Source organism: Goodfellowiella coeruleoviolacea (genome assembly GCF_024171785.1).
Classification (GTDB): Bacteria; Actinomycetota; Actinomycetes; order Mycobacteriales; family Pseudonocardiaceae; genus Goodfellowiella; species Goodfellowiella coeruleoviolacea.
The window spans coordinates 278,666-303,610 of the sequence record NZ_JAMTCK010000011.1 but is presented as its reverse complement, the minus strand read 5'-3'; the positions used below and the strand labels follow the sequence as shown (position 1 = coordinate 303,610).

The following is a 24,945-nucleotide window of genomic DNA, read 5'->3' as shown; positions in this document are numbered from 1 at the left end:
ACCTCGTTCGACAGGTCGTCGTCGAGTGTTGGGGCGGGGATGTGCGTTCTAGGGTGGACACGGACAGGAGCCCGGGTGACGCGGGCAGGACGGTGGCCGCGGCAGCATCGCGAGTGCGTGATCAGTGTTGGCAAAGTCGAGCCACCGATTCCGCGACCGGAACGGCGGCCTCGGTGGCAGCGCGAACGACCCGTGCGTCCGGCCGCGTCGGTCGGGAGGTGGCCATGAGTTCGGCGGACAGGCCAGTGGTGGCCGGTGTGGACGGTTCGCGCTCCGCAGGGCACGCGGTCAGGTGGGCGGCCAGGGAAGCCGCTCGGCAGCGGACGGGCTTGCGCGTGGTGCACGTGGCGGGCCAGCCGTTCAGCCGGCGCTGCGGCAACGCGTTGGTCCCCGACCAGCAGCGCGCGGAGTTCCGGCAGCGCGCACGGCGCGTGCGGGACGAGGCGGCGATGAGTGCGCGCGCGGCAGCACCCGAGGTGCCCGTCGAGACAGTGCTGGCGCCGGGTGCACTGCCTGTGCCCGGTGGCCGTGCTGCGCCCGGCAGCCGGGGCGCGGCCAGGAGAGGCCGCCACCTCGGGCTCGGGCCAGGGAGCGGTCGGGCCCACGCCACGTCGTCCGGCCGAAACCGCCACCGCCTGGACTGGCGAACCCGCCGGCTGATCGACCAGGGGTGAGGTGGGGCCGATGGTGACCATGACCGCGTGGCGGACGTGGCGGCCGGGATCGATCCACAGTGGATCGTTGCGGCGCACCAGCGAACCCGTGCCCGAACCGGCGGCCGGCGAGCTGCTGGTGCGGGTGCTGGCCTGTGGGGTGTGCCGGACCGACCTGCACGTGGCCGAGGGGGACCTACCCGTGCACCGCCCGCGCGTGGTGCCGGGACACGAGGTGGTCGGCGAGGTGGTGGACACCGCCGCGGCCGGCCCGATCGGCATCGGCGACCGGGTGGGCATCGCCTGGCTGCGCCACACCTGCGGCCGGTGCCGCTACTGCCTGCGCGACGCGGAGAACCTGTGCCCGGACTCCCGGTACACCGGGTGGGACGCCGACGGCGGCTACGCCGAGTACACCACCGTTCCCGCCGACTACGCCTACTCGCTGCCGGAGGGGTACCCGGACGCCGAGCTGGCTCCGCTGCTGTGCGCGGGCATCATCGGCTACCGGGCGTTGCGGCGGACCCAACTGCCCGCGGGCGGGCGCCTGGGCATCTACGGCTTCGGTGCGAGTGCACACCTGGCCATCCAGGTGGCGCTGGCCCAGGGCGCGGTGGTGCACGTGCTCACCCGCAGCCCAGCGGCCCAGGATCTGGCGCTGGAACTGGGCGCCAGCTCGGCGGCTGGCGCGGCCGACGCGCCGCCGGAACCGCTGGACGGGGCGATCCTGTTCGCACCGGCCGGCGAGCTGGTGCCGCCGGCACTGGCTGCCCTGGACCGGGGCGGCACCCTGGCGTTGGCCGGCATCCACCTCACCGACATCCCGGTGCTGGACTACCAGCGGCATCTGTTCTACGAGCGGCAGGTCCGCAGCGTCACCGCCAACACCCGGCAGGACGGGCGGGAGTTCCTCGACATCGCCGGCCGGCACCACCTCGCGGTGACCACCAGCGAGTACTCACTGGAGCACGCGGACCGGGCACTGGCGGACCTGGCCGCCGACCGGGTGCGCGGCGCGGCCGTGCTGCGACCCACCACCTCGGGAAGGACGATCCTGGCAGGTGCGTGACGGCCGTTCCGCACGGGTGCGGAGTCTCGTGTGCACGACCGGCGTTCGCGGAGCCATCCGGCGGGACCGCCGCGTCCACCGCGAGCACATGCCCCCGCGCCGTTGCCGGACAGCGGGTGAGCACCGGCGCGCTGACGAGCGTTCGCGTTCACCCCGGCCGCGCCGGTGCACCACCAACCGCCACCCGTCGCGGGGAGGAACGCCCGTCGTCGGGATTTGTTCCGGTACCGCACGGGTAGCGCAGGAGCGCGCGGGGCCGTGCCCTGAGCGTGCCGTGTGGACAGTGCCACAGGAAGGACCATCCCTGCCGTGGAGGACAACGAACTCGGCCTGGTCGACGAGTACTGGGCAGCGGCCAACTACCTGACCGTGGCGCAGATCTACCTCCAGGACAACGCGCTGCTGCGCGAACCGCTGCGGCCCGAGCACATCAAGCCCCGGCTGTTGGGCCACTGGGGCACATCACCCGGGTTGTCCCTGGTCTACGTCCACCTCAACCGGCTGATCCGGCGCACCGGAGCCGACGTCGTGTACGTGGCCGGTCCTGGCCACGGTGGACCGGCGTTGGTGGCCAACGTCTACCTGGAGGGCACCTACAGCGAGATCTACCCCAGGATCAGCCGGGACGAGCAGGGCCTGCACCGACTGGTCCGCCAGTTCTCCACGCCGGGTGGTGTGCCCAGCCACGTCAGCGTGCCCACCCCCGGCTCCATCCACGAGGGCGGGGAACTCGGCTACGCACTGGTGCACGCCACCGGCGCGGCCATGGACCATCCCGATCTGGTGGTGGCCTGTGTGATCGGCGACGGCGAGGCCGAGACCGGCCCGCTGGAGGCGGCGTGGAAGGCACCGTTCTTCCTCAACCCGACCAGGGACGGCGCCGTCCTCCCGGTGCTGCACCTCAACGGCTACAAGATCTCCGGCCCCACCGTGCTCGGCCGACGCGACGACGAGGAGGTGCTGGCGCTGCTGGCCGCGCACGGCTGGGCGCCCACGCTCGTGGCGGGAAGCGAACCCACCGCGGTGCACCGGGAGCTGGCCGACGCGCTCGACCACGCGCACCGCGAGATCCGCCGCATCCAGACCGAGGCCGGGGAACACGGAGTGCGGCAGCGGCCCCGGTGGCCGGCCATCGTCCTGCGCACTCCCAAGGGCTGGACCGGCCCCCGTGCGGTCGACGGTGTTCCGGTGGAGGGCACGTTCCGGGCCCACCAGGTGCCGCTCGGTGGAGTCCGGGACAACCCCGAGCACCTCGCCATGCTGGAGGAGTGGCTGCGCTCCTACCACCCGCACCGGTTGTTCGACCAGACCGGCCGGCTGCGCCCCGCCCTGGCCGCGCTGGCACCAGAGGGGGACAAGCGCATGGGCGCCTCGCCGTACGCCAACGGCGGCCGGCTGCTGGTGGCGCTGGACATCCCGGCGCTGGACGCCTACGCGCTGCCCGTCCCGACGCCAGGACGCCTGCGGCGCGAAACCACCCGGCCGCTGGGCGAACTGTTGCGCGACCTCTACCGACACACCGACAGCACCGCCAACTTCCGCCTGTTCTGTCCGGATGAGACCAATAGCAACCGGCTCGGCGCGGTGTTCGAGGCCACCGACCGCTGCCTGATCGCTCCCGCGCGCGAGGGCGACGAGCACGTCTCACCCGACGGCCGGGTCATGGAGGTGCTGTCCGAGCACCTGTGCCAGGGCTGGCTGGAGGGCTACCTGCTGACCGGCCGGCACGGCCTGTTCGCCACCTACGAGGCGTTCGCCATGGTCAGCGCGTCCATGGCGATCCAGCACACCAAGTGGCTGGAACACGTCCGGGATCTGCCCTGGCGTGCCCCGGTGTCCTCGCTGAACGTGCTGCTCACCTCCACCTGCTGGCGCAACGACCACAATGGATTCAGCCACCAGGGTCCCGGCCTGATCGACACGATGCTCTCGTTGTCCGGCACGGTCGTGCGGATCTACCTGCCGCCGGACGCCAACACCCTCCTGGTGGTGGCCGACCACTGCCTGCGCAGCCGCGACTACGTCAACCTCATCGTGGTCGACAAGCAGTCGCACCTGCAGTACCTGGACCTGCCCTCGGCCAGGGCCCACGCCGAGGCCGGGGCGTCGATCTGGCCGTGGGCCGGCACCGAACGCCCGGTCGAGCCGACCGACCCCGGCTCGACCGACCCGCCTGACGTCGTGCTGGCCTGCGTTGGCGATGTGCCCACCCAGGAGACCCTGGCCGCGGCGGCCATCCTGCGCGCGCACGTGCCCTACCTGCGCGTGCGCGTGGTCAACGTGGTCGACCTGATGTCACTGGCCCTGCCCGAGGTGCACCCGCACGGGATGACCCACGAGAACTTCGAGCGGCTGTTCACCCACGACGGGCAGGTGGTGGTCGCCTGGCATGGCTACGCCCGCGCCTTCCACCAACTGCTGCACGGCCGCAACGAACCCAGCCGCTTCCACGTCCGGGGCTTCAGCGAACAGGGCACCACCACCACGCCGTTCGACATGGTGGTGCTCAACGAGGTGAGCCGCTACCACCTGGTCCTGGAGGCACTGCGCCGCGCCGGACGAGTGCCCGAGGGCGGCAACCGCCTCGCCGACCACTGCCGGCAAATGCTGGCCCGCCACCACGCCCACATCCGCGAACACTTCGAGGACATGCCCGAGGTGCGCGACTGGGTGTGGCCCTACGCGTGATTCACCGCCACCGCTCGCGGAACCGGTGATCGTCCGGTTCGATGCGGCCCTGCCCCTGTTCGCATGACGGTCCGCGCGCTTACCGCGTGGAATGGCCTCACCCACGGCGTGCGGCCCGGTCGGCACCGGGGCGTCCTTCCCGTGGTGATCCGCTGTCCGGTCCGCATCGTGCACTTCGCCGTCGAGCGGACCGTCGCGACGGGCTTGGGTGGCGAGGTCGACTACGACGACGTCCGGTTCACGATGCTCACGTACGCCGCGGCGGACCTGCCGCCGCGCGCGCTGGTCCGGGTGCCCGCGCCCGGCCGGTGACCGGTCAGGCGCCGGGCGCGGCCGTGGAGGCTCGCTGCACGAGCAGGGGGGCGGTGGCCGTCGGCCGCTGCGGTGGTTCCCGACCCTCGGCCGCGGTGAGGGCCAGCCGCGCCAGGTAGCGACCGAGGCCCGCGGTGTCGAGTCGGACGGTCGACAGCCGGGGTTCGACGATGGACGCGATCGGCGCGTCGTCGTGGCCGACGACCGACAGGTCCCTGGGCACGAGCAGGCCCATCCGCGTCGCCGTGCCGACCAGGGTGGCGGCGATGTCGTCGTTGTAGGCGGCCACGGCCGTCACGCCCGCCGCGCGCCACCCGGCGACGGCGTCCGCGGCGTCGGCACCGGGGCGGAGGTCGTGTCCCGGTGCCAGGTGCAGGCCCAGCCGGGCCGCGGCCTCCCCTGCCCGGGATCGACGCAGTTCCACGAGGTCGGCGATGCGCGGGTCCGCGGACCCCGCGTAGGCGATCCGGCGGTGGCCCAGGGCGTGGAGGTGACCCACCTGCAGGAGCGGGCCCTCCTCCGGGTAGGGGGCCACGGTCGGTGCGTCCGGGGCGGGGAGCACGGCGCGCACGCCCGCGGCGCGGATCGACGCGACCTGGGCATCGGTGAAGCTGCCGGTGAAGGACAGCACGACGTCGGGCTCCAGGACCTCCCACAGCGGCCGCGACTGCCCGGTGGGGTGTGGGGTGTAGGTGATGAGGCTGTAGCCCGCCTCGTCCAGCGCGAGCGATGCCTCCTCCAGGTTGCGGCGGACGCTGAAGTCCAGCGGCCAGTCGGGCAGCACGACCAGCACGATGCGGCTGCGTCCGCTGGCCAGCGCCCGCGCGGCGGTGTGCGGGCGGTACCCCAGGCGGGTGGCCTCGGCGAGCACCCGTTCCCGGGTCTGCGCGGAGATCGTCTGGCCGGGGGTGTTGTTGAGCACGAAGCCGACCGTCGCCCGCGAGAGACCGAGCGATCGTGCGACGTCGGCGGCGGTGACGCGTTTCGTGGGTGTCCGGGAGTCGACCATCGCCACCATCATCCTTCGTCGGAGTGCGGCTTGTGCCCACAACCGTTACTTGCGCGCGCTAGTTGCCAACTGTAGCGTTCGCGCACACCTGCTAGCACGCGCTAGCTCCTGACGACGGAGTCACGATGAGCGACACAGCGCCCCCACCAGCACCCGCACTGCCCCCGGTCCCGCCGACTTCCGCCGGGACGCCGGACGGCCCGCGGCCGGGCGACGACGCCGAACCCCTCGCGCGGGTCGGCGCCCGCTACATCTGGTTGCAGGTGCTCGGCCAGTTCGGCGTCTTCGTCGCCTTCATCACGCCGATCGCGATCTCGCTGGCGATCCGCGTGGACCAGCTCGCGCCCGGCCACGAGGAGTACCTCGGCTACGTCACCGGCGCCGGCGCTGCCTTCTCCGTGCTCACCGGCGTCTTCGTCGGCGTCTGGAGCGACCGCACCAGGACCAGGATCGGACGGCGCCGGCCCTTCATGATCGGCGGCGTGGTCATCGGCGTCGGCTCCCTCGTCGTCATGGCCCTCGCGCCCAGCGTGGCGGTGCTCGCGCTCGGCTGGGTGCTGGCCCAGCTCGGGTGGGGCTCGGTGCTCGGCAGCCTGCAAACCTCGATGGCCGACCGGCTCCCGGAAGAGCAACGCGGCAGGGTCGCCGGCCTGACCGGCTTCGCCACCCAGGTCGCCCCGGTGCTGGGCGTCGGGGTCTCCGGCGCCCTGTCCGGCGACAACCTGCTGCTGTTCCTCGTGCCGGGCGCCGTCGGCGTGCTGCTCACGGTCCCGTTCATCGTGTTCGTCCACGAGCCCGACAACCGCCACGTGCCGCGCGGCGAGCGGCTCACGCCCCGCCGCCTGCTCACCAAGGTGGTCTTCAACCCCCGCGAGCACACCGACTACGCCTGGAACTGGCTCGGGCGCTTCCTGTTCTACTTCGGCCTGACCTTCAACACCACGTTCACCGCGTTCTTCTTCGCCTCGCGCCTGGGGGTGAGCGTGGCGGAGGTGGCCCCCGTCATCACCGGCCTCTCGCTGTTCGGCATCCTCGCGACCACCGTCGGCGCGATCGGCGGCGGTTTCCTGTCCGACCGGCTGCGCCGTCGTCGGGCGTTCGTGCTGGGCGCCGGGGTCGTGTTCGCCGCGGGCGCCGTCACGATGGCCTTCGCCGACGGCATCGTGCTGCTGGCCGTCGGCTCGTTGCTGGCCTCCGTCGGCATCGGTGCCTTCTCCGCCGTGGACCAGGCGCTGCTGCTGGACGTGCTCCCGCGGCGCGGCACCGAGGCCATGCGCTTCATGGCGATCTTCTCCTTCGCCACGTCCATCCCACAGGCGGTCGCGCCGCTGCTCGCGCCGTTCATCCTCGCCGCCGGCGCGTCGGCCGAGGGCGGGCAGAACTACCTGCTGCTCTACCTCGTCGCCGGGATCTGCACGGTCCTGGGCGGCCTCGTCGTCCTGCGCATCCGTTCCGTCCGCTGAACCGCACCACCGGGAGTCCCACCGTGACCCGATCCACCACCGGGGCCTTCATCACCCCCGTCTCAGCCCGCGGCGTCGAGGGCGAGCCGGCGGCCTATTTCCGGCGGGAGTTCGACCTCGCCGAACGGCCCCGACGCGCGACCCTGCGCGTGACCGGCCTGGGTGTCGTCGAACCCCACCTCAACGGCGCGGTCGTCGGCGACGAGGTCCTCGCACCGGGGTGGACCTCCTACCGGCACCGGCTCATCGTCTCCTCCCACGACGTGACCGACGCCCTCGTCGTCGGGCGCAACGCCGTCGGCGCGATCGTCGGGCAGGGCTGGGCACTGGGCCGTCTGGGCTGGGAGGGCAAGCGCAACCACTACGCCGACCGGCCGGCGCTGCACCTCGAACTCGTGCTGGAGCACGACGACCGCACCGAGACGGTGTCCACCGGCACCGACTTCCGCGCGGGCACCGGAGGCGTGCGAGCCAACGGCATCTACGACGGCGAGGAGTTCGACGCGCGGCTCGAACCCGACGGCTGGGACAGGCCGGACTTCGACGACTCCGGCTGGGAGGCGGTCGAGACGTTCGACTGGCCGCTGGAGTCGCTCACCGAGCCGGTCGCGGAGCCGATCCGTCGCGTCGAGGAACTGACCCCGGTCGACGTCGTCACCACCCCGGCCGGCCGGACGGTGGTCGACTTCGGTCAGGTCATCTCCGGCTGGGTCCGGTTCACCGTCACCGGCGAGGCCGGTACCACGATCACCCTGCGTCACGCCGAGGTGATGACCGACGGCGAGATCGACGTGGAGACGCTGCGCACCGCCCGGGCCACCGACCGGTACACGCTGCGCGGCGGCGGCCCGGAGAGCTGGGAACCGCGCTTCACCTTCCACGGCTTCCGGTACGTCGAAGTCGACGGCTGGCCCGGCGCGCTTGAGGCGGACTCGCTGCGGGCTGTCGTCGTCCACTCCGACATGCGTCGCACCGGCTGGCTGGAGACCTCCGACCCGCTGCTCGACCGCTTGCACGCCAACGCGGTGTGGTCGATGCGGGACAACTTCGTCGGCGTGCCCACCGACTGCCCGCAGCGCGACGAGCGGCTGGGGTGGACCGGCGACATCAACGCCTTCGCCCCGGCCGCCGCGTTCCTCTACGACGTGCGTGGCGTGCTGGCGTCGTGGCTGCGCGACCTGGCCGCCGAGCAGGCGGAGAAGGGCTTCGTGCCCTGGGTCGTGCCCGACGTCCTGCCGCACCCGTCCTCGCCCACCGCCCTGTGGAGCGACGTCGCGGTCAACCTGCCGTGGGCGCTGTACCAGGAGTACGGCCAGGAGTCGATCCTCGTCGACGCCTACGACTCGATGGCCGCGTTCACCCGGCAGGTCGCCGGACTCCTCGACGAGGACGGCCTGTGGAGCAGCGGGTTCCAGTTCGGGGACTGGCTCGACCCGGACGCGCCGATGGACAACCCCGCCGGGGGCAAGACCGACCCGCACCTGGTCGCGAGCGCCTACCTGTGCCGGACCACGCGCCGCATGGCCGAGACCGCCCGCGTCCTGGGGCGCGAGGACGACGCCGCCGAGTTCGCCGCGCTCGCCGACCGCGTCCGGGCGGCTTTCCGCGCCGAGTACGTCTCGCCCAACGGCAGGGTCACCAACGAGTCCGCGACCGCCTACGCGCTCGCCATCAGCTTCGACCTCCTCGACGAGGCGCAGCAGCGCCGCGCGGGTGACCGGCTCGCCGCACTGGTCGCCAAGAGCGGCTACCGCATCTCCACCGGCTTCGCCGGAACACGGCTGATCACCGACGCGCTCTCGGCGACCGGCCACCTCGACGCGGCCTACCTCCTGCTGCTGGAGAAGGGGTGCCCCTCCTTCCTCTACCCGGTGACCATGGGCGCGACGACCATCTGGGAGCGGTGGGACTCCATCCGCCCGGACGGCACGGTCAACCCGTCCGGGATGACCTCCCTCAACCACTACGCCCTCGGCGCGGTCGTGGACTGGATGCACCGCGTCATCGGAGGGCTGTCCCCGATCGAACCGGGTTACCGGCGGATGCGCGTCGCCCCGCGGCCCGGTGGCGGCCTGACCTCCGCGACCCTGCGCCACGACACGGTCCACGGCGAGGTTCGCGTCTCCTGGGAGATCGCCGACGGCGCGGTGACCCTCGCCGTCCACGTCCCCGAGGGCACGACCGCCCTGGTCGAACCGCCCCTGCACGCCGACCGCGTCAGCGAGGAGGTCGGCCCGGGGGAGCACCGCTGGCAGTACGCGGCGGCCGTCGACCGCAAGTCCGCCCTCGGCCTGGACTCCACGCTGCGCGAGATCGCCGACGACCCGGTCGCCTGGCGGTTGTTCACCGAGGCGTTCGCCGTCCACTTCCCCGGGGTCCCGCTCGACGGCAGCGCCCCGGAAGCCGCCGGCATGACGGTGCGGGCGATGCTCGAATTCGTGCCCGGCGCCTCCGACGATCTGCGCGACGACCTGGCCAGGGCCCTCACCGCCGCCGCTGAAGGAGCCACCGCGTGACCACCGACCCCACCTCCCTGTCGCTGGAGCAGAAAGCGTCCCTGTTGTCGGGCCGTGACTTCTGGACCACCAAGCCGATCGAGGACGCCGGTGTCCCGTCGATCGTGCTGACCGACGGCCCGCACGGCATCCGCCGCCAGGACGCGGGCCAGGACCACCTGGGCATCCACGGCAGCCTGCCCGCCACGTGCTTCCCGCCCGCTGTCGCCGTGGGCTCCAGCTGGGACCCGGACGTGGCCGCCCGTCTCGGCGCCGCCGTCGGCCGGGAGGCCCGCGCGTTCGGTGTCGCGGTCGTGCTCGGCCCCGGCGTGAACATCAAGCGCTCACCGCTGTGCGGACGCAACTTCGAGTACTACTCCGAGGACCCGCTGCTGTCGGGGGTGCTCGGCGCGGCCCACGTCAACGCCCTGCAGGCCGAAGGGCCCGGCGCGTCGGTGAAGCACTTCGCGGCGAACAACCAGGAGACCGAGCGGATGCGGGTGAGCGCGGAGGTCGACGAGCGCACGCTCCGCGAGATCTACCTGCCGGCGTTCGAGCGGGTGGTCCGCGACGCCGATCCGGCCACGGTGATGTGCTCCTACAACAAGGTCAACGGCGTGTACGCCTCGCACAACCGGTGGCTGCTCACCGACGTGCTGCGCGGCGACTGGGGGTTCCGCGGCGCCGTGGTGTCGGACTGGGGCGCGGTCAGCGACCGCGTCGCCGGTGTCATCGCGGGAATGGACCTGGAGATGCCCGGCAGCGGCGGTACCACCGACGCGCAGGTCGTCGACGCGGTTCGCGCGGGTCGGCTGGACGAGGCGCTGGTGGACCGGTCGGCGCGGCGCGTGCTCGCGCTGACCGAACTCCCGCACGAGGCGACCGGAGACCTCGACGTCGAGGGCCACCACGCCCTCGCGCGGGAGCTGGCCGCCGAGTCGGTCGTGCTGCTGAAGAACGACCGGGACGCGCTGCCCGTCCGGCCAGGCACCCACCTGGCCGTCATCGGCGCCTTCGCGACGGCACCGCGGTTCCAGGGCGGCGGCAGCTCCCACATCAACCCGACGCGCACCGACCTCGCGCTGGAGGAGATCCGCGCCCTGGCGGGGGAGCACGACGTCACCGTCAGCCACGCCGAGGGCTTCACCCTCGACGACGAGGGCGACGCGGTCGCCCTGCGCGCGCAGGCGGTCCAGGTGGCCCGGGAAGCCGACGTCGCCGTGGTGTTCGCCGGGCTGGGCGACCGCCAGGAGTCGGAGGGCTTCGACCGCGACACCCTCCTGCTGCCCGACGAGCAGGTCGCCGTCATCCGCGAGGTCGCCGCCGTCGCACCGCGCACCGTCGTCGTGCTGTCCCACGGCGGTGTCGTCTCGTTGGAGGGCTGGCACGACGACGTCGACGCCGTGGTCGAGGGTTTCCTGCTCGGCCAGGCCGGCGGCGGTGCCCTCGCCGACGTCCTGTTCGGGGTCGTCAACCCCTCCGGCCACCTGGCCGAGACCATCCCGCTGCGGCTGGAGGACAACCCCAGCTGGCTGAACTTCCCCGGCGAGCAGGGGCGCGTGCGCTACGGCGAAGGCGTCCTGGTCGGCTACCGCTACTACGCCACCGCCGGCGTCCCGGTGCGCTACCCGTTCGGGCACGGTCTGTCCTACACCAGCTTCGCCACGACCGGGCTGGAGGTCGAGGCGACCGGCGACGACACGGCCGTGGCGCGGGTGACCGTGACCAACACCGGTGATCGCGCCGGCAAGCACGTCGTGCAGCTCTACGTCTCCACCGACACCGGCCCGGTCCGCCGCCCGGTGCGCGAGTTGCGCGCGTTCGCCAAGGTCGCGCTCGAACCCGGTGAGACCCGCACCGTCGAACTCGCCCTCGACCGACGCGCCTTCGCCTACTGGGACGTCGAACTCGGTGACTGGGTGGTACCGGCGGGCCGGTACGCCGTGCAGATCGGCCACAACGCCCACGAGGTGTCGGCGCAAGCCACGATCACCCTGACCGGTGACCCCGTCGTCCGGGCACTCACCCTGGACTCGACCGTCGGCGACTGGTTCTCCCACCCCGTCGTCGGACCCGTGCTCACCGAGCGCATGAGGACGGGCATGACCGAGGAGCAGGCGCGGCAGGCCGCCGAGAACCCCGATGGCCTCAGGATGGTCGAGTCCATGCCGATGCGGCAGTTCCTCGCCTTCACCAACGGCGCCGTCGCGCCGAACACGCTGGAGCAGCTCATGCGGCTCAGCACCGCCCCCATCCCCGCGAAGTGAGGCCTCACGTGCGACACAGGCGAACCCGCGTCTTCCTCACCGGTGCCACGGGCAACTGGGGCCGCGCGGTCCTCGACGAGTTCCGCGACCGCGCCGACCGCGTCGAGGTCGTGGCCCTGGTCCTGCCCGGCCGGCGCGACACCGAGGTGATCCGCCGCTACGAGGACATGGAGAACCTCCAGGTCGTCCACGGCGACCTGACCGACTACGACGCGGTCGAGCGCTGCGTGCGCGGCGCGGACTTCGTGCTGCACGTCGGCGCGGTGGTCTCACCGTTCGCCGACGACCGTCCCGAACTGGCGCACCGGGTCAACGTGGGCAGCATCCGCAACATCGTCCGCGCCGTGCGCGCTCAACCCGACCCCGCCCGCACCGCCGTCGTCGGCATCGGCTCGGTCGCGCAGACCGGTGACCGCAACCCGCCCCACCACTGGGGTCGCGTCGGCGACCCGCTGCGCGTCTCCCGCTACGACGAGTACGGGCAGACCAAGGTCATCGCGGAGAAGGAACTCGTCGACTCCGGCCTGCCCCGGTGGGCGTGGCTGCGCCAGACCGGCATCTTCCACCCCGGCATGCTCCAGATCCGCGACCCGATCATGACGCACTCCACGCTCGGCGGCGTCATGGAATGGGTCTCGGCCGAGGACGCCGCCCGGCTGCTGGCCAACGTCTGCGAGCCCGACGTGCCCGAGGAGTTCTGGGGCGGGATCTACAACATCGGCGGCGGCGAGGCCTGGCGGCTGACCAACTGGCAGCTCCAGGAGCGCATCAGCGCGGCGCTCGGTGTCGGCGACCCGAGGCGCTGGTACGACCGGAACTGGTTCGCCACCCGCAACTTCCACGGCCAGTGGTACACCGACTCCGACCGGTTGGCGGAGCTGGTCCCGTTCCGCGCTGACAGCTTCGACGCCGCCCTGGACCGGGCGCTGCGTGCCAACCCCTCGTTGAAGATGGCGGGTCGGGTACCGGCGTGGGTGGTGAAGAACCTCGTCATGAAGCCGCTCACCCGCAGGCAACGGGGCACGATGGCCTACGTTCGCGACCGGGACGAGGAGGCGATCGCGGCCTACTACGGCTCCCGCGCCGAGTTCGAGGCCATCGGCGGCTGGGACACCTTCCGGCCCGTCGAGCCGGACCGCGTGCCCACCTACCTCGACCACGGCTACGACGAGGACAAGGCCCCCGCTCGGTGGACGGCGGCGGACTACCGCGACGCCGCCGCGTTCCGCGGGGGAACGCTGCTCTCGACCGACGCGGTGAAGGGCGATGTCGCCACCCCGCTGTCGTGGCGGTGCGCGTTCGGCCACGAGTTCACCGGCAGCCCCCGCCTGGTCCTCACCGCGGGGCACTGGTGCCCCGAGTGCGTCAAGGACGTCGCCGGCTACCCCCGACAGGCCGAGCGCAACGCCTTCCTCGCCCAGCTCGAACCCGCCGACGGGACCAGGACCGCCGCGGGCGCGGTCGGCGCGTCGTGATGCGGCGGCCGACCCGGCCCGGCACCGGGGCGGGGTCGTGCTCTACGGCGCGTCGGGTCCGGACCGCGTGCTCCCGCTCAGCGGAACACCGGCCGACTCGCCGGAGGTGGACCGGCTGTACTGCGCGCTGTCGTGACACGCCACTTCCGGAGGGCCCATGGCCGACGGTGGGCAGTTGACGTTCGTCAAGGTCGTCGTGGACGACCTCGACGCGCAGGCCGAGTTCTACCGCTGCGTCCTCGCGCTGACGGCCGTGCACCGGTTGTCCGGCGGTGCGGGCGAGGGCCGCTACGAGCAGCTCGTGCTCGCCGGGTCGGGTGCGGGGCCGACCGTGCTGCTGGTGCGCTACCCCGACCGGGCCGTTCCGCCGGCCGGCGAGGTCGTGCTCGGCTTCGGCGTCGCCGACGTCGACGAGGTCGTGCGCGCCGCCGTGGCGGCCGGTGGCTCCGTGCGCGTCGAGCCCAGGGCGCTGCCCGGCACCGGGATGCGGGTGGCCGTGGTGACCGATCCGGAGGGGCACGCGCTGGAGCTGGTGCAGGGCTCGTGAGGGCTGTCGCGACGACCACGACGCACGGGAAGAGGACGACGATGTTCGATCTGTCGGGCCACGCGGCCCTGGTCACCGGAGCCGGTCAGAACGCGGGCGCGGGTATCGCCCGCGCCCTGGCGGCACAGGGCGCGGCGGTGGCGGTCAACGACCTGGTGGCGGAGCGGGCCGAGGCGGTCGCCGAGGGGATCGTGGCGGCCGGTGGCGCGGCGGTGGCGGTGCCGTTCGACGTCACCGACCGCGAAGCGGTCAAGGAGGCCGTGACGCGCGCTCGTGCGGGGTTGGGGCGATCCGTCGACATCATGGTGCACAACGCCGGCATCGCCGCCGACTTCGGGCAGGGGCACTTCCGCACGCTCGACCCGAGCCGGTGGCGCGCGCCGATCGAGATCAACCTGTTCGGCGCGATGAACTGCGTCTCGGCGGTCGTGGACGACATGTGCGAGGCCGGGTGGGGGCGCATCGTGCAGATCTCCTCCGGTGCCGCCCGCACGGGCTCCGACCAGGGCCTGTCGCTCTACGGAGCGGGCAAGAGCGGGGTGGAGGGCCTCATGCGGCACCTGTCGCAGGAGCTGGCGCCCTCCGGTGTCACGGTCAACACGCTGGCCCTGGGGTTGCAGGCCAACGCCGCCGGGGCGGCCACCGAGGTGTTCGCGCGGAAGATCCCCACCCGCCGACTGGGTACGCCTGAGGACGTCGGCGCGGCCGTCGTCTACCTGGCCTCGGCGGAGGCGTCCTGGCTGACGGGGCAGATCCTGGACCTCAACGGCGGCAGCGTCACGTCCTGACCGGCGGGTGGGCGGGGCCGGTGCGCCGTTACCCGCCCACCCGGCCGCGCACCGTACGGTGGTGCGGATCGTGAGGAGTGCCCATGCCCGCCAAGAGGAGCGCCGACGGCGCCGACCAGGCCGTGTCGCGCGTGGTCGACGGCATCAAGCGGATGATCGTCTCGGGTGACCTGCTGCCCGGTCAGCAGATCCGGCAGGAGCAGATGGCCGCCGTGCTCGGGGTGAGCCGGCTGCCGGTGCGCGAGGGCCTGCGACAGTTGGTCGCCGACGGGCTGGTGGCGCACGAGCACAACGTGGGCTTCGCCGTGGCGCGGTTGAGCCGCCCGGAGTTCGACCAGGTGTACCTGATGCGGCGGCTGCTGGAGACCGAGGTGATCCGCAGCCTGCCTCGGCCGGACGCCGGGCAGCTGGACCGGATCGGGTCGCTCGCCGAGGACGTCGAACGGGCCGCAGCCGATCTGGACCTGCACCGGATGAGGGAGGCCAACAGCGCCTTCCACCAGGCGATCTTCGGGCTGAGCGGGCTGAACCTGGTGGTCGCCGAGATCAACCGCATCTGGACGCGGGCGCTGCCCTACCACGCGGTGTACCTCTACGACGAGGCCGCGCGGGCCCGCATCCTCGCCGAACACCGGGACATGCTGGCCGCGTTGGGCTCGGGCGACCTGGAACGCCTGGTCGAGCTGATGGACGCGCACCGCGCGGGCTCGGCGGCGCAGCTCTCGTTGATGTTCGGGGCGGGTGCGGTTCCCCGACCGTCGGCCGGGTGAGGCGTCCACTCAGCGGAACGGCGGATACAAGATTGGATCCAATTTCCTAGCCTGGCCCGGACCCCGAGAGAGGAGTCCGGGTGACAGCCACGATCGACCTCGCCGCCCACCGACCCGGCGACGCGGAGCTTCGACTCCGGGACGAGGTGCGGCAATTCCTCGCCGACCAGCGCGCAGCCGGGGCGTTCCGCCCGCGCAGCGACGCCTGGATGTCCGCCGCCGACCCCGCCTTCAGCAGGCGGCTCGGCGCGCGCGGCTGGCTGGGCATGACCCTGCCCGCCCGCTACGGCGGCCACGACCGCTCCCCGCTGGAGCGCTTCGCCGTGGTCGAGGAACTGCTGGCGGCGGGCGCACCGGTCGCCGCGCACTGGATCGCCGACCGCCAGATGGCCCCCGCCATCCTGCGCAACGGCACCGAGGAGCAACGGCTCCGGTACCTGCCGGGCATCGCCCGCGGCGGCACCGACGGCACGAGCACCGCCGACGGCGTGACGCGCGTCGTCACCGTCCTCAACCGGTTCGGCCGCATGGCCGACGTCCACTCACCGGAACACCGAGGCCCGGCGCGGAGGCCGGCTCCCTAGTCTCGTGCGACCCCGGGCCCGACTCCGTCGTTCGCCGCCGCACGAGGAGACCCATGACCGTCCCGCACGACCCTCGCGTCCGCGCGGCGCTCGACCGCGCACTGGAGCTGGGGGAGATCGGCATCGCCGTCGCCGCCTACCACCGCGGCGAGCTGATCGTCGACGCCGTCGCCGGGCTCGCCGGGCACCTGCAGGCCGAGCGCGGCCTTCGCCCCGCCGTCCGGGCGATCCGCGAGATCGTCGCCGAACGCGAGGAGAGCCCCTGATGAGCGACGCGAAAACCCTGTTCGGCGGCGGTGTCGCCGTGATCACCGGCGCGGGCGCCGGCATCGGCGCGGGACTGGCCCGCCACGCCGCGCTGGAGCTGGGCATGACCGTCGTGCTCGCCGACGTCGACACCGCCGCCATCGCGGCCCTGCGCGCCGAGCTGGAGGCGGCCGGTGCCCGTGCGGTCGACGTCGCCTGCGACGTGCGCGATCCCCGGGCGCTCGAACGGCTCGCCGAACGCGCCGTGACCGAGGTCGGCCCGGTCCGGCTGCTGGTCAACAACGCCGGCGTCGAGCAGTTCGGTTACCTGTGGGACACCCCGGTCGCCAACTGGGCGCGCCTGGCCTCGATCAACATCAACGGTGTCTTCCACGGCATCCGCGCGTTCCTGCCGCGCATGCTCGCCGAGCCGGGGCGGTCGTGGGTGTGGAACCTGTCCTCGATCGGCGGGGTCAGCGCCGCCCCCCTGCAAGCTTCCTACATCATGAGCAAGCACGCCGTGCTCGCGCTCACCGAGTGCCTGCACCAGGAGGTCGAGCTGGCCGGGCACGCCCGTCACGTCCACGTCCAGGCGGTGCTGCCCGGTGCGGTCGCGTCGAACATCTTCGAGTCCGCTGGCGCGGTCGAGGACGGCGACACCGCGGCGGCCGAGGAGCACCGCGCGGCCATGCTCAAGGTCAAGGCGCAGGCGATGGACCCGCTCGACGCCGCCCGCGTGTTCTTCGACCAGGCGGCGGCCGGCGAGTTCTACCTGACCTCGCAGCCCTTCGTGGTCGACGCCATGGCCGCCCGCGCCGACACCCTGGTCCACCGCCGTGCCCCGGCCCTGGGGCAGGGCGAGTTCACCGTCCCCGCCGAGTGAGAGGTGAGATCGTGACCGTGCTCCCGCTGGATCCCGACGCCGCGGCCATCGCCGCGGCCGTGGCCGATGCCCCGTCCATGCGCGAGCGGGGCATCGGTGCCGTCCGCGCGTCCCTGGAGACCGCGCCGCACCCGCCGAACCTGCCCGTCATGGCCGTCACCGAGGATCGCCTGGTCCCCGCTCCGCACGGCGGCATCGCGTTGCGCGTGCACCGGCCCACAACCGACGGCGGCGCGCCGGTGATCGTGTACTTCCACGGCGGTGGCATGTGCATGGGCTCCAACCACTCCTTCGAGCCGGTGGCCCGCAACCTGGCCCACCACAGCGGCGCGGTGGTCGTGGCGGTCGAGTACCGCCTGGCGCCGGAGGCCCCACCGCCCGCGCAGTTCGACGACGCCTGGGCCGCCACCGGGTGGGTCGCCGAGCACGCCGACGACCTGGGCGTGGACCCGGCGCGACTGGCGGTGGTCGGCGACAGCGCGGGCGGCACCCTGGCCGCGGCCGTCGCACTGGCGGCCCGCGACCGCGGTGGACCCGCCATCGCCTGCCAGGTGCTGATCTATCCTGGCGTGGACCGCGACCTGGGTGCCGCGTCGATCACCCGCTACGCCGACGCCCCGATCCTGAGCCGCGACGACGTGCTCTACCTCAACGGGCTGGCCGACGCGGGACAGGGCGTGTCGGACAGCCCCTACCGCATCCCGGCCTACGCGGCCGACCTGTCCGGCCTGCCCCCGGCGATCGTGGTGACGGGGGAGTGCGACCCGATCCGCGACTGGGGCGAGCGCTACGCGCAGCGCCTGCGCGAGGCGCGCGTGCAGACCACGCTCACCCGCTACCCCGGCGTCCCGCACGGCTTCGTGCTCCAGGCCGACCACCTCGCGCGCGGCCGGCTCGCCCTCGCCGAGACCGGCGCGCTGCTGCGGGCCAAGTTCGCCCACCCGCTCCCGTTCTGACCGTAAAACTTGACCAAACTCATCTTTGGAGAAACCGTGCCGGACGTCGACATCGATCCCCTTGCCGATGCGCGGGAGACCGTCCCGCGTGCGCTGTCCCGCGGCTACACCTGGGCGGAGTGCCCGCGCTGGCACGACGGAGCGCTGTGGTTCAGCGACATGTACGCCCACCGCCTCGTCCGTCTGGACGCCGAGGGCGAGGCCGAGACCGTGCTGGACCTGTCCGACCGCACCTCGGTCAACGGTGCCGAGGTGATCCCCGGTGGGTTCGGCTGGCTGCCCGACGGTCGGCTGATCGTCACCTCGATGCACGAGCGCCTGGTCCTCGCCGTCGACGGCGCGCGGGTCACCGTGCACGCCGACCTGCGCGAACTGGCCACCGGGCCGGTCAACGACATGGTCGTGGACGCCGACGGCCGCGCCTACGTCACCCAGTTGGGCTTCGAGCTGTTCGCGGGGGAGGAACCGCGCGACGCGGCGCTGCTCGTCGTCGAACCGGACGGCACCGCCCGCGCCCTGACCGAGCTGGGCGGCTTCGGCGGCGCCAACGGCATCGCCGTCAGCTCCGACGGGGCCCGCGTGGTGATCGCCGAGGCGTTCGCCAGCCGCATCACCGTGCTCGACCGCGACGCCGACGGCGGGTTGAGCGGTCGGCGGGTGTTCGCCGCCACCTCCTCGTTGCCGGACGGCATCTGCCTGGACGAGGAGGGCGGCGTGTGGACGGGCATGCCCTCGGTGCCCGCCGTGGCCCGCATCGTCGACGGCGGGGCCGTCACCGACGTCGTGCGCTTCGACCCGAGGGTGGCGCTGCCCCCCGCCTGCGTGCTCGGCGGCGAGGGCCGCCGCACCCTCTACATCTGCGCGGGTCTGGACGTCCTGGACTGGGAGGAGTCCCGCCGCCGGCGCCTCGGCTCGGTCTGGGCCGTTGACGTCGCGGTCGGCGGCGGCGCCAACCGTCCCTGATCGACCTTCCGTATTACTTGACCAAACTCATGTATTTGGTAGCGTTGGTGTCGTGCCCAGGTGCGGCAGCGAGCGCGCCGAGCAGAGAGGGACACCCGTGGACACCCTTTCCTTCACCGACCGCGCCGTGGTCGTGACCGGGGCCGGGCGCGGCATCGGTCGTGCCCACGCCCTGCTGCTGGCCTCCCGCGGTGCGTGCGTCGTCGTCGCCGACCTCGGCGCGAAGGTCGACGGCGATGGCGTGGACGGCGACGACCCGGCGTGCGTCGTCGTGGCCGAGATCCGCGCCGCCGGCGGCCGGGCCGCGGCCTGTCGCGCCGACATCGCCACCGAGAGCGGCGCGACCGAGGTCGTCGACACCGCGGTCGGCGAGTTCGGCCGCCTCGACGCGGTGATCAACAACGCCGGCATCGTGCGCACCGCCCGCTTCGACGAGGTCGACACGCGGGAGTACCAGCGCCACCTCGACGTGCACTTCTTCGGCTCGCTCAACATCTGCAAGGCGGCCTGGCCGCACCTGATCGCCTCCGGCAGCGGTCGCGTCGTCAACACCGTCTCCGCCGCCATGCTGGGCAACCCGCTGATGACCCACTACGGCAGCGCCAAGGGCGCGGTGTTCGGCCTGACCCGCAACCTCGCCCTCGAAGGCGCCGAGCACGGCATCCTGGTCAACGCCGTCGCGCCCGGCGCGGGCACCCGCATGGCCGAGACCTCGGCGGCGTCGCTGACACCCGAGGTCATGGAGTACCTGCGCACGCGGTTGCTGCCCGAGCACGTCGCCCCGCTGGCCGCCTACCTCGTGCACCCCTCGTGCACGGTGACCGGCGAGTTGTTCAACGCCGCCGGTGGCACGGTCAACCGCGCCGTCGTGGTCACCACCACCGGCATCCACGACCCCGCCCTGACCGTCGAGACCGTCGCCGAGCGGTTCGACGAGGTCATGGCCCTCACCCCCGAGGCGCGACCCGAGCTGGTCGCCGTCCCCCAGTTGCCCACCGCCTGAGCCGATCCCGGAGACACGCCGATGACCACCACCCCCGGCACCGAGTACCCCTTCGCACCGATGCCCCCGGCCGAGGCCGTCGAGCACCTCGGCCGCATCATCGCCGACCGGCCGATGACGAAGATGACCATGCCGTACGGCGGTGACGTGTGGCTGGTGCACCGCAACGCCGCCGCCCGGGAGATCCTGAGCGACCGCCGGTTCGTGCGCGAGCCGTTCCGCACCGGCGAGCGCGTCGTGCCGTTCTTCGTGCCCTTTCCCGACTTCCTGCGCGGCACGCTCCAGTTCGAGGACCCGCCCCAGCACACCAAGCTGCGCAAGCTGGTGCAGAAGGCCATCTCGCCCAAGCGGGTGCGCGAGATGCGCGACTCCGCCGTCGCCTTCGCCAACGAGCTGATCGACGGCATGATCGACCGCGGCGGTGTCCGCGACCTGGTGCCCGAGTACTCGCTGTCGCTGCCGATCGAGATGCTCAGCAACCTGCTCGGCGTCCCGTCGTCGGACCGGGAGAAGTTCGAGAGGTGGAGTTCGTCCACCCTGGCGGTGGCGGGCAAGTCCGACGCCGAGGTCGCGGCCGACATGGCCGAGCTGGCCGCCTACATGACCGACCTCATCGCCGAGCGCCGCGAGGAGCCGCGCGACGACCTGCTCAGCGCCCTGGCCCACGCCCGCGACCGGGACGAGACGCTCACCGACGCCGAAATCCTGCCGATCGCGTTCATCCTCATCGTCGGCGGCTTCGACAACACCGCCACCTTCCTGTCCACCGGCGTGCTGGCCCTGCTGAGCAACGACGAGCAGCGCGCCCAGTTCGCGGCCGACCCGGACGGCCTCGCGGCGACCACCGCCGAGGAGGTGCTGCGGCACGGCGGGTTCGCCACCGGCCGTCCCGCCGGCGGTGGCGGCGGCCTGGTGCCGTTCGTCGCCACCGAGGACGTCGTCGTCGACGGGCAGCTCATCGCCAAGGGCGACGCCGTCAGCATCGACCTGACCGCCGCCGGCCACGACCCCACCGCGGTGACCGAACCCGCGCGCTTCGACATCGCCCGCCCCGACAACCCCCACCTGACGCTCAGCCACGGCCTGCACCACTGCCTCGGCGCGCCCCTGGCCCGCATGGAGCTGCAGGTCGGCCTGGCCGAGCTGGTCAAGCGCATCCCCGGCCTGCGGCTGGCGGGCGAACCGGTGTTCAGCCGCGACGTGCTCACCCAGCCCATGACCAGCCTGCCGGTCACCTGGTGACGAAGGAGAACACGACTGTGCCCAAGGTGTGCTACACCCAACCCGACGGCACCGAACGGGTCGTGGAGGCCGAGGTCGGCGACTCGGTGATGCAGGCCGCGGTCCGCAACGGCGTCCCCGGCATCCTCGGCCAGTGCGGCGGGTCGTTGTCCTGCGCGACCTGCCACGTCTTCCTCGACGAGCGCCACGCCGACGACTTCCCACCGGTCGGCGAGGACGAGGACGACATGCTCGACGTCGCGGCCACCGACCGCGCGGACAACTCCCGCCTGTCCTGCCAGCTCGTCCTGGCCGCCGGGCAGGAGGTCCACGTCACCATCCCGGAGACCCAGCTGTGAGCACCGGCCACCTGCTCGTCGTGGGCGCGGGCCAGGCCGGCGCGCAGTTGGTGAGCAGCGCCCGCGACCTCGGCTGGGCCGGCCCGGTCACCCTGGTCGGGCAGGAACCCCACGCCCCCTACAGCCGGCCGCCGCTGTCCAAGGCGGTGCTGCGCGGCCAGGCGACCGTCGAGTCGCTGGCGCTGCGCAGTCCCGCCTTCTACCGCGATCAGCACGTGGACCTGGTCCTGGACGAGCGCGTCACGCGGCTGGAGCTGTCCGGGACGGGCTCGGGCACGGCCGTGGCCGCCTCCGGGCGGTCCTGGGAGTTCGACCGCCTGGCCCTGGCCACCGGCGCCGAACCGCGCCGCCTGGACCTGGCGGGTGCCGACCTGGACGGGGTCGTGGTGCTGCGTGATCTCGCCGACGCCGAGGCTCTGGCCCGCCGCCTCGACGTCGCGGATCTCGTGGTGGTCGGCGGCGGGTTCATCGGGCTGGAGGTCGCCGCCACCGCGGCGGCCGCGGGCGTGCGGGTGACCGTGGTCGAGGCCGGTCCGTCGCTGATGGGCCGCGTGGTCAGCCCGGTGACGGCCGAGCTGGTGCGGGCCGCGCACCAGGACGCCGGGGTGCGGGTGCTGACCGGGGCGCGTCCGCTGCGCTTTTGCGGCGACCGGGGCTCGGTGGCCGCCGTCGAGTTGGCGGACGGCACGCGCCTGCCCGCCGGTCTCGTGCTGGTCGGCGTCGGCGCCCGGCCGCGCGACGACCTGGCGCGCGCCGCCGGGCTGCGCTGCGACGGTGGTGTGGTCGTCGACGCCTTCTCCCGCGCCTCCGACGGCCACACCCTCGCCGTGGGCGACTGCGCCGACCTGCCCGACCCCACGCCCGGCTCGGACCGGCGGCTGCGGCTGGAGAGCGTGGACAACGCCGTGGAACAGGCCAAGGCCGCCGCCACCACCCTGGTGGGCGACCCGCGCCCCTACACCGGCGTGCCGTGGTTCTGGTCGGACCAGGGGAGCCTGAAAATTCAGATCGCCGGTCTGGCGCACCCCGACGACGAGGTGGTCCTCCGCCCCGGCGAGCGGCCCGGCCGGTTCACCGCGCTGCGCTACCGGGGCGACCGCCTCACCGCCGCCGAGTGCGTCAACGCCCCCGCCGACTTCATGGTCGTGCGCAAGGCGCTCGCACAGGGCAGGGCGGTTTCCCGTGCCGAGGCGGCCGACGCCGGTGTGCCGCTGAAGAAGTTGCTGGCGTGAGCCGTTTCGGTCGGGTCGACACCCTGGTCACCCTGGTCGCCGTCCTGGTCACGGGGCTCGCCCTGGTGCGGATCACCGCCTCCGGCGGCCCGTGGTCCTCGGCCGCCTGCGTCGTCGCGAGCTGCGCCGCGGTGCTGCTGCGGCACCGGCACCCGCCGACGGCGTGGGCGGCCACGACGGCCGGCGTCGTGCTGGTCGGTCAGGCCGACCCGGCGTGGGTGTCGCTGGGCGCGTTGAGCCAGCTCGCCCTGCTGCACCTGGTGTCGACCGCCAGGCGGCGGGGATGGGCGGTCGCGGCGGTCGTCACCGCACTGGTGTTCTGCCTCCCGCCGCTGCTCGACGGTGCCGGCGTCGCGGTGGAGGCCGACGCGGCGGCGATGATCGCCTGGACCACGGGGGCGGTGGGCGTCGGCCACGCCGTGCGCTCGCGCCGCGACTACGTGCTGGCCGTGGAGGACCGGGCGCGGCGGGCGGAGCAGATGCGGGAGGCGGTGGCGCGGCGGCGCGTCGTGGAGGAGCGGCTGCGCATCGCCCGCGAGCTGCACGACGTGGTGGGGCATCACGTCGCGGTCATCACCGTCCACGCCGGACTGGCCCGCCGCACCCTGCGCACCGACCCCGCCCGCTCGGAGGACGCGCTGGTGGAGACCGAGAGCGCGGCCCGCGCGGTGCTGCGGGAGATGGCCGGCATCCTGCGCCTGCTGCGCGCCGACGACGTGGACGCCGACACCCCCGCCCCCGGTCTGGAGCGGGTCGGGGACCTGGTGGACGCCGTCCGCCGGGGCGGCGTCGAGGTCGACGCGCGGCTGGACGGCGGGCAGGTGCCCGACCTGGTGTCGGTGACCGGCTACCGCGTGGTGCAGGAGGCGCTGACCAACGCCACCCGCCACGGCACCGGCCGCGTCGAACTGGCTGTGCGCCGCGCACCCGACACCGTGGTGGTCGAGGTCGTCAACCCGGTGGCCGACGCCGCGCCGTCGCGGACCGGCGGCCACGGCCTGGTGGGGATGCGGGAACGCGTGGACGCCGTCGGCGGGTGCCTGGAGGCGGGGCGGGACGGCGCGGTGTTCCGGGTCCGCGCGACCCTGCCGCTCGAACCCGGCCCCCTCCACCCCGGCCGGGAGGACGTGCGGTGATCGGCGACGTGCGGGTGCTCGTGGTGGACGACCAGGCCCTCATCCGGGCCGGCCTGCGCGGCGTGCTGGAGTCCGAGCCCGGCATCACCGTCGTCGGCGAAGCCGGTGACGGTGACGGCGCGGTGCGGCGGGTCCGCGAGGGCGGGGTCGACGTGGTCCTCATGGACCTGCGCATGCCGCGCGTGGACGGGGTGGAGGCCACCCGCAGGTTGACCGCCGACCCCGGTGCGTCGCGCGGTGTCGCCGTGCTGGTGCTGACCACCTTCGAGACCGACGAGCACGTGCTGTCCGCCGTCGCCGCCGGGGCGCGCGGCTACCTCGGCAAGGACTCGCCCCCCGAAGCGCTGATCGACGCCGTGCGCGTGGTCGCGCGCGGCGAGACGCTGCTGTCCGCGCGCGCCATGACCGCCCTGGCCGCCCACGCCACCCGCGCGGTCGCGCCCCCGCCGCCACCGCGATCGTCGCTGGACCCGCTGACCGACCGCGAACGCGAGGTGGTACTGCTCGTGGCACGTGGCCTGAGCAACGACCAGATCGCCGCCCGCCTGGTCATCTCGCCGCTCACGGCCAAGACCCACGTCAACCGCGCCATGACCAAGCTCGGCGTGCGGGACCGGGCCGCCCTGGTCGTCACCGTGCACTCCTCGGGACTGCTCGACGCTCGCTGAGACGTACCGCGGGTGCAGTACGCGCCGCGGGCCTACCGCGAGCGCCGCAGCCGGGATGCCGTGCACGGACGACGACGCCGCGGCACATCGGCGGAAGGCTGGTGTCCGGTGAGGACGGTCGGCGGTCGCGCACCGCGCCGCGCCCCTCACCGGGACAC

General features: G+C 73.3%; 23 protein-coding genes. 22 read left to right on the top strand and 1 reads right to left on the bottom strand.

Annotated elements, in window-relative coordinates:
• The first annotated feature begins 224 nt into the window (after positions 1 to 224).
• The 4 genes from LX83_RS24030 to LX83_RS24015 all read left to right on the top strand — a co-directional run bounded on the left by LX83_RS24030 (position 225) and on the right by LX83_RS24015 (position 4,722).
• Positions 225 to 674, top strand: a complete 450-nt coding sequence (locus LX83_RS24030) for a universal stress protein (protein WP_253775166.1) — start codon at positions 225 to 227, stop codon at positions 672 to 674.
• A 19-nt stretch (positions 675 to 693) separates the two neighbouring features.
• On the top strand, positions 694 to 1,722 hold the full coding sequence (locus LX83_RS24025) for a zinc-binding alcohol dehydrogenase family protein (RefSeq protein ID WP_253775205.1): 1,029 nt from the start codon (positions 694 to 696) through the stop codon (positions 1,720 to 1,722).
• A 300-nt stretch (positions 1,723 to 2,022) separates the two neighbouring features.
• Positions 2,023 to 4,410 (top strand): phosphoketolase family protein, encoded by a 2,388-nt coding sequence (locus LX83_RS24020; RefSeq protein WP_253775203.1) that lies wholly within the window; start codon positions 2,023 to 2,025, stop codon positions 4,408 to 4,410.
• Positions 4,411 to 4,554: 144 nt separating this feature from the next.
• Positions 4,555 to 4,722, top strand: coding sequence for a hypothetical protein (locus tag LX83_RS24015; protein WP_253775164.1), 168 nt, complete (start codon positions 4,555 to 4,557; stop codon positions 4,720 to 4,722).
• A gap of 4 nt (positions 4,723 to 4,726) precedes the next feature.
• Here the strand turns inward: LX83_RS24015 and LX83_RS24010 are convergent, their stop codons facing one another.
• A complete protein-coding gene (locus tag LX83_RS24010; protein ID WP_253775162.1) occupies positions 4,727 to 5,731 on the bottom strand; it encodes a LacI family DNA-binding transcriptional regulator in 1,005 nt (334 codons plus the stop codon).
• Between the two features lie 125 nt (positions 5,732 to 5,856).
• Here LX83_RS24010 and LX83_RS24005 point away from each other — a divergent pair, with 125 nt between their 5' ends.
• The 18 genes from LX83_RS24005 to LX83_RS23920 all read left to right on the top strand — a co-directional run bounded on the left by LX83_RS24005 (position 5,857) and on the right by LX83_RS23920 (position 24,787).
• A complete protein-coding gene (locus tag LX83_RS24005) occupies positions 5,857 to 7,194 on the top strand; it encodes an MFS transporter (RefSeq protein WP_253775160.1) in 1,338 nt (445 codons plus the stop codon).
• A 23-nt stretch (positions 7,195 to 7,217) separates the two neighbouring features.
• Positions 7,218 to 9,710 (top strand): glycoside hydrolase family 78 protein, encoded by a 2,493-nt coding sequence (locus tag LX83_RS24000; protein ID WP_253775158.1) that lies wholly within the window; start codon positions 7,218 to 7,220, stop codon positions 9,708 to 9,710.
• The gene (locus LX83_RS23995) at positions 9,707 to 11,956 is read left to right on the top strand and encodes a glycoside hydrolase family 3 C-terminal domain-containing protein (protein WP_253775156.1); all 2,250 of its coding nucleotides are present in this window, start codon (positions 9,707 to 9,709) and stop codon (positions 11,954 to 11,956) included. Before LX83_RS24000 ends, LX83_RS23995 begins: the two co-directional genes overlap by 4 nt.
• An 8-nt stretch (positions 11,957 to 11,964) precedes the next feature.
• Entirely contained in the window at positions 11,965 to 13,431 is a 1,467-nt protein-coding gene (locus LX83_RS23990; protein ID WP_253775154.1) for an NAD-dependent epimerase/dehydratase family protein, read from the top strand.
• Between the two features lie 157 nt (positions 13,432 to 13,588).
• Positions 13,589 to 13,978, top strand: a complete 390-nt coding sequence (locus LX83_RS23985) for a VOC family protein (RefSeq protein WP_253775152.1) — start codon at positions 13,589 to 13,591, stop codon at positions 13,976 to 13,978.
• Between the two features lie 41 nt (positions 13,979 to 14,019).
• On the top strand, positions 14,020 to 14,766 hold the full coding sequence (locus tag LX83_RS23980) for an SDR family NAD(P)-dependent oxidoreductase (RefSeq protein ID WP_253775150.1): 747 nt from the start codon (positions 14,020 to 14,022) through the stop codon (positions 14,764 to 14,766).
• 83 nt (positions 14,767 to 14,849) lie between these two features.
• Entirely contained in the window at positions 14,850 to 15,536 is a 687-nt protein-coding gene (locus tag LX83_RS23975; RefSeq protein WP_253775148.1) for a GntR family transcriptional regulator, read from the top strand.
• Positions 15,537 to 15,616: 80 nt separating this feature from the next.
• Positions 15,617 to 16,120, top strand: a complete 504-nt coding sequence (locus LX83_RS23970) for an acyl-CoA dehydrogenase family protein (protein WP_253775146.1) — start codon at positions 15,617 to 15,619, stop codon at positions 16,118 to 16,120.
• A 53-nt stretch (positions 16,121 to 16,173) separates the two neighbouring features.
• Positions 16,174 to 16,386, top strand: coding sequence for a hypothetical protein (locus tag LX83_RS23965; RefSeq protein ID WP_253775144.1), 213 nt, complete (start codon positions 16,174 to 16,176; stop codon positions 16,384 to 16,386).
• Positions 16,386 to 17,249, top strand: coding sequence for an SDR family NAD(P)-dependent oxidoreductase (locus LX83_RS23960; RefSeq protein WP_253775142.1), 864 nt, complete (start codon positions 16,386 to 16,388; stop codon positions 17,247 to 17,249). The genes LX83_RS23965 and LX83_RS23960 overlap by 1 nt, the downstream gene beginning before the upstream one ends.
• 11 nt (positions 17,250 to 17,260) lie before the next feature.
• A complete protein-coding gene (locus LX83_RS23955; RefSeq protein WP_253775140.1) occupies positions 17,261 to 18,205 on the top strand; it encodes an alpha/beta hydrolase in 945 nt (314 codons plus the stop codon).
• Positions 18,206 to 18,241: 36 nt separating this feature from the next.
• Positions 18,242 to 19,168, top strand: a complete 927-nt coding sequence (locus LX83_RS23950) for an SMP-30/gluconolactonase/LRE family protein (RefSeq protein WP_253775138.1) — start codon at positions 18,242 to 18,244, stop codon at positions 19,166 to 19,168.
• Between the two features lie 97 nt (positions 19,169 to 19,265).
• The gene (locus LX83_RS23945; protein ID WP_253775136.1) at positions 19,266 to 20,171 is read left to right on the top strand and encodes an SDR family NAD(P)-dependent oxidoreductase; all 906 of its coding nucleotides are present in this window, start codon (positions 19,266 to 19,268) and stop codon (positions 20,169 to 20,171) included.
• A gap of 21 nt (positions 20,172 to 20,192) precedes the next feature.
• Entirely contained in the window at positions 20,193 to 21,413 is a 1,221-nt protein-coding gene (locus tag LX83_RS23940) for a cytochrome P450 (RefSeq protein ID WP_253775134.1), read from the top strand.
• 17 nt (positions 21,414 to 21,430) lie between these two features.
• Positions 21,431 to 21,751, top strand: coding sequence for a 2Fe-2S iron-sulfur cluster-binding protein (locus LX83_RS23935; protein WP_253775132.1), 321 nt, complete (start codon positions 21,431 to 21,433; stop codon positions 21,749 to 21,751).
• The gene (locus LX83_RS23930; protein ID WP_253775130.1) at positions 21,748 to 22,983 is read left to right on the top strand and encodes an NAD(P)/FAD-dependent oxidoreductase; all 1,236 of its coding nucleotides are present in this window, start codon (positions 21,748 to 21,750) and stop codon (positions 22,981 to 22,983) included. Before LX83_RS23935 ends, LX83_RS23930 begins: the two co-directional genes overlap by 4 nt.
• Positions 22,980 to 24,119: a sensor histidine kinase gene (locus LX83_RS38510; RefSeq protein ID WP_253775128.1), complete on the top strand. Its 1,140-nt coding sequence runs from the start codon at positions 22,980 to 22,982 to the stop codon at positions 24,117 to 24,119. Before LX83_RS23930 ends, LX83_RS38510 begins: the two co-directional genes overlap by 4 nt.
• Positions 24,116 to 24,787 carry a response regulator transcription factor gene (locus LX83_RS23920; RefSeq protein WP_253775126.1) on the top strand — a complete coding sequence of 224 codons (672 nt, stop codon included), beginning with the start codon at positions 24,116 to 24,118 and terminating at the stop codon, positions 24,785 to 24,787. Before LX83_RS38510 ends, LX83_RS23920 begins: the two co-directional genes overlap by 4 nt.
• Positions 24,788 to 24,945 lie beyond the last annotated feature (158 nt).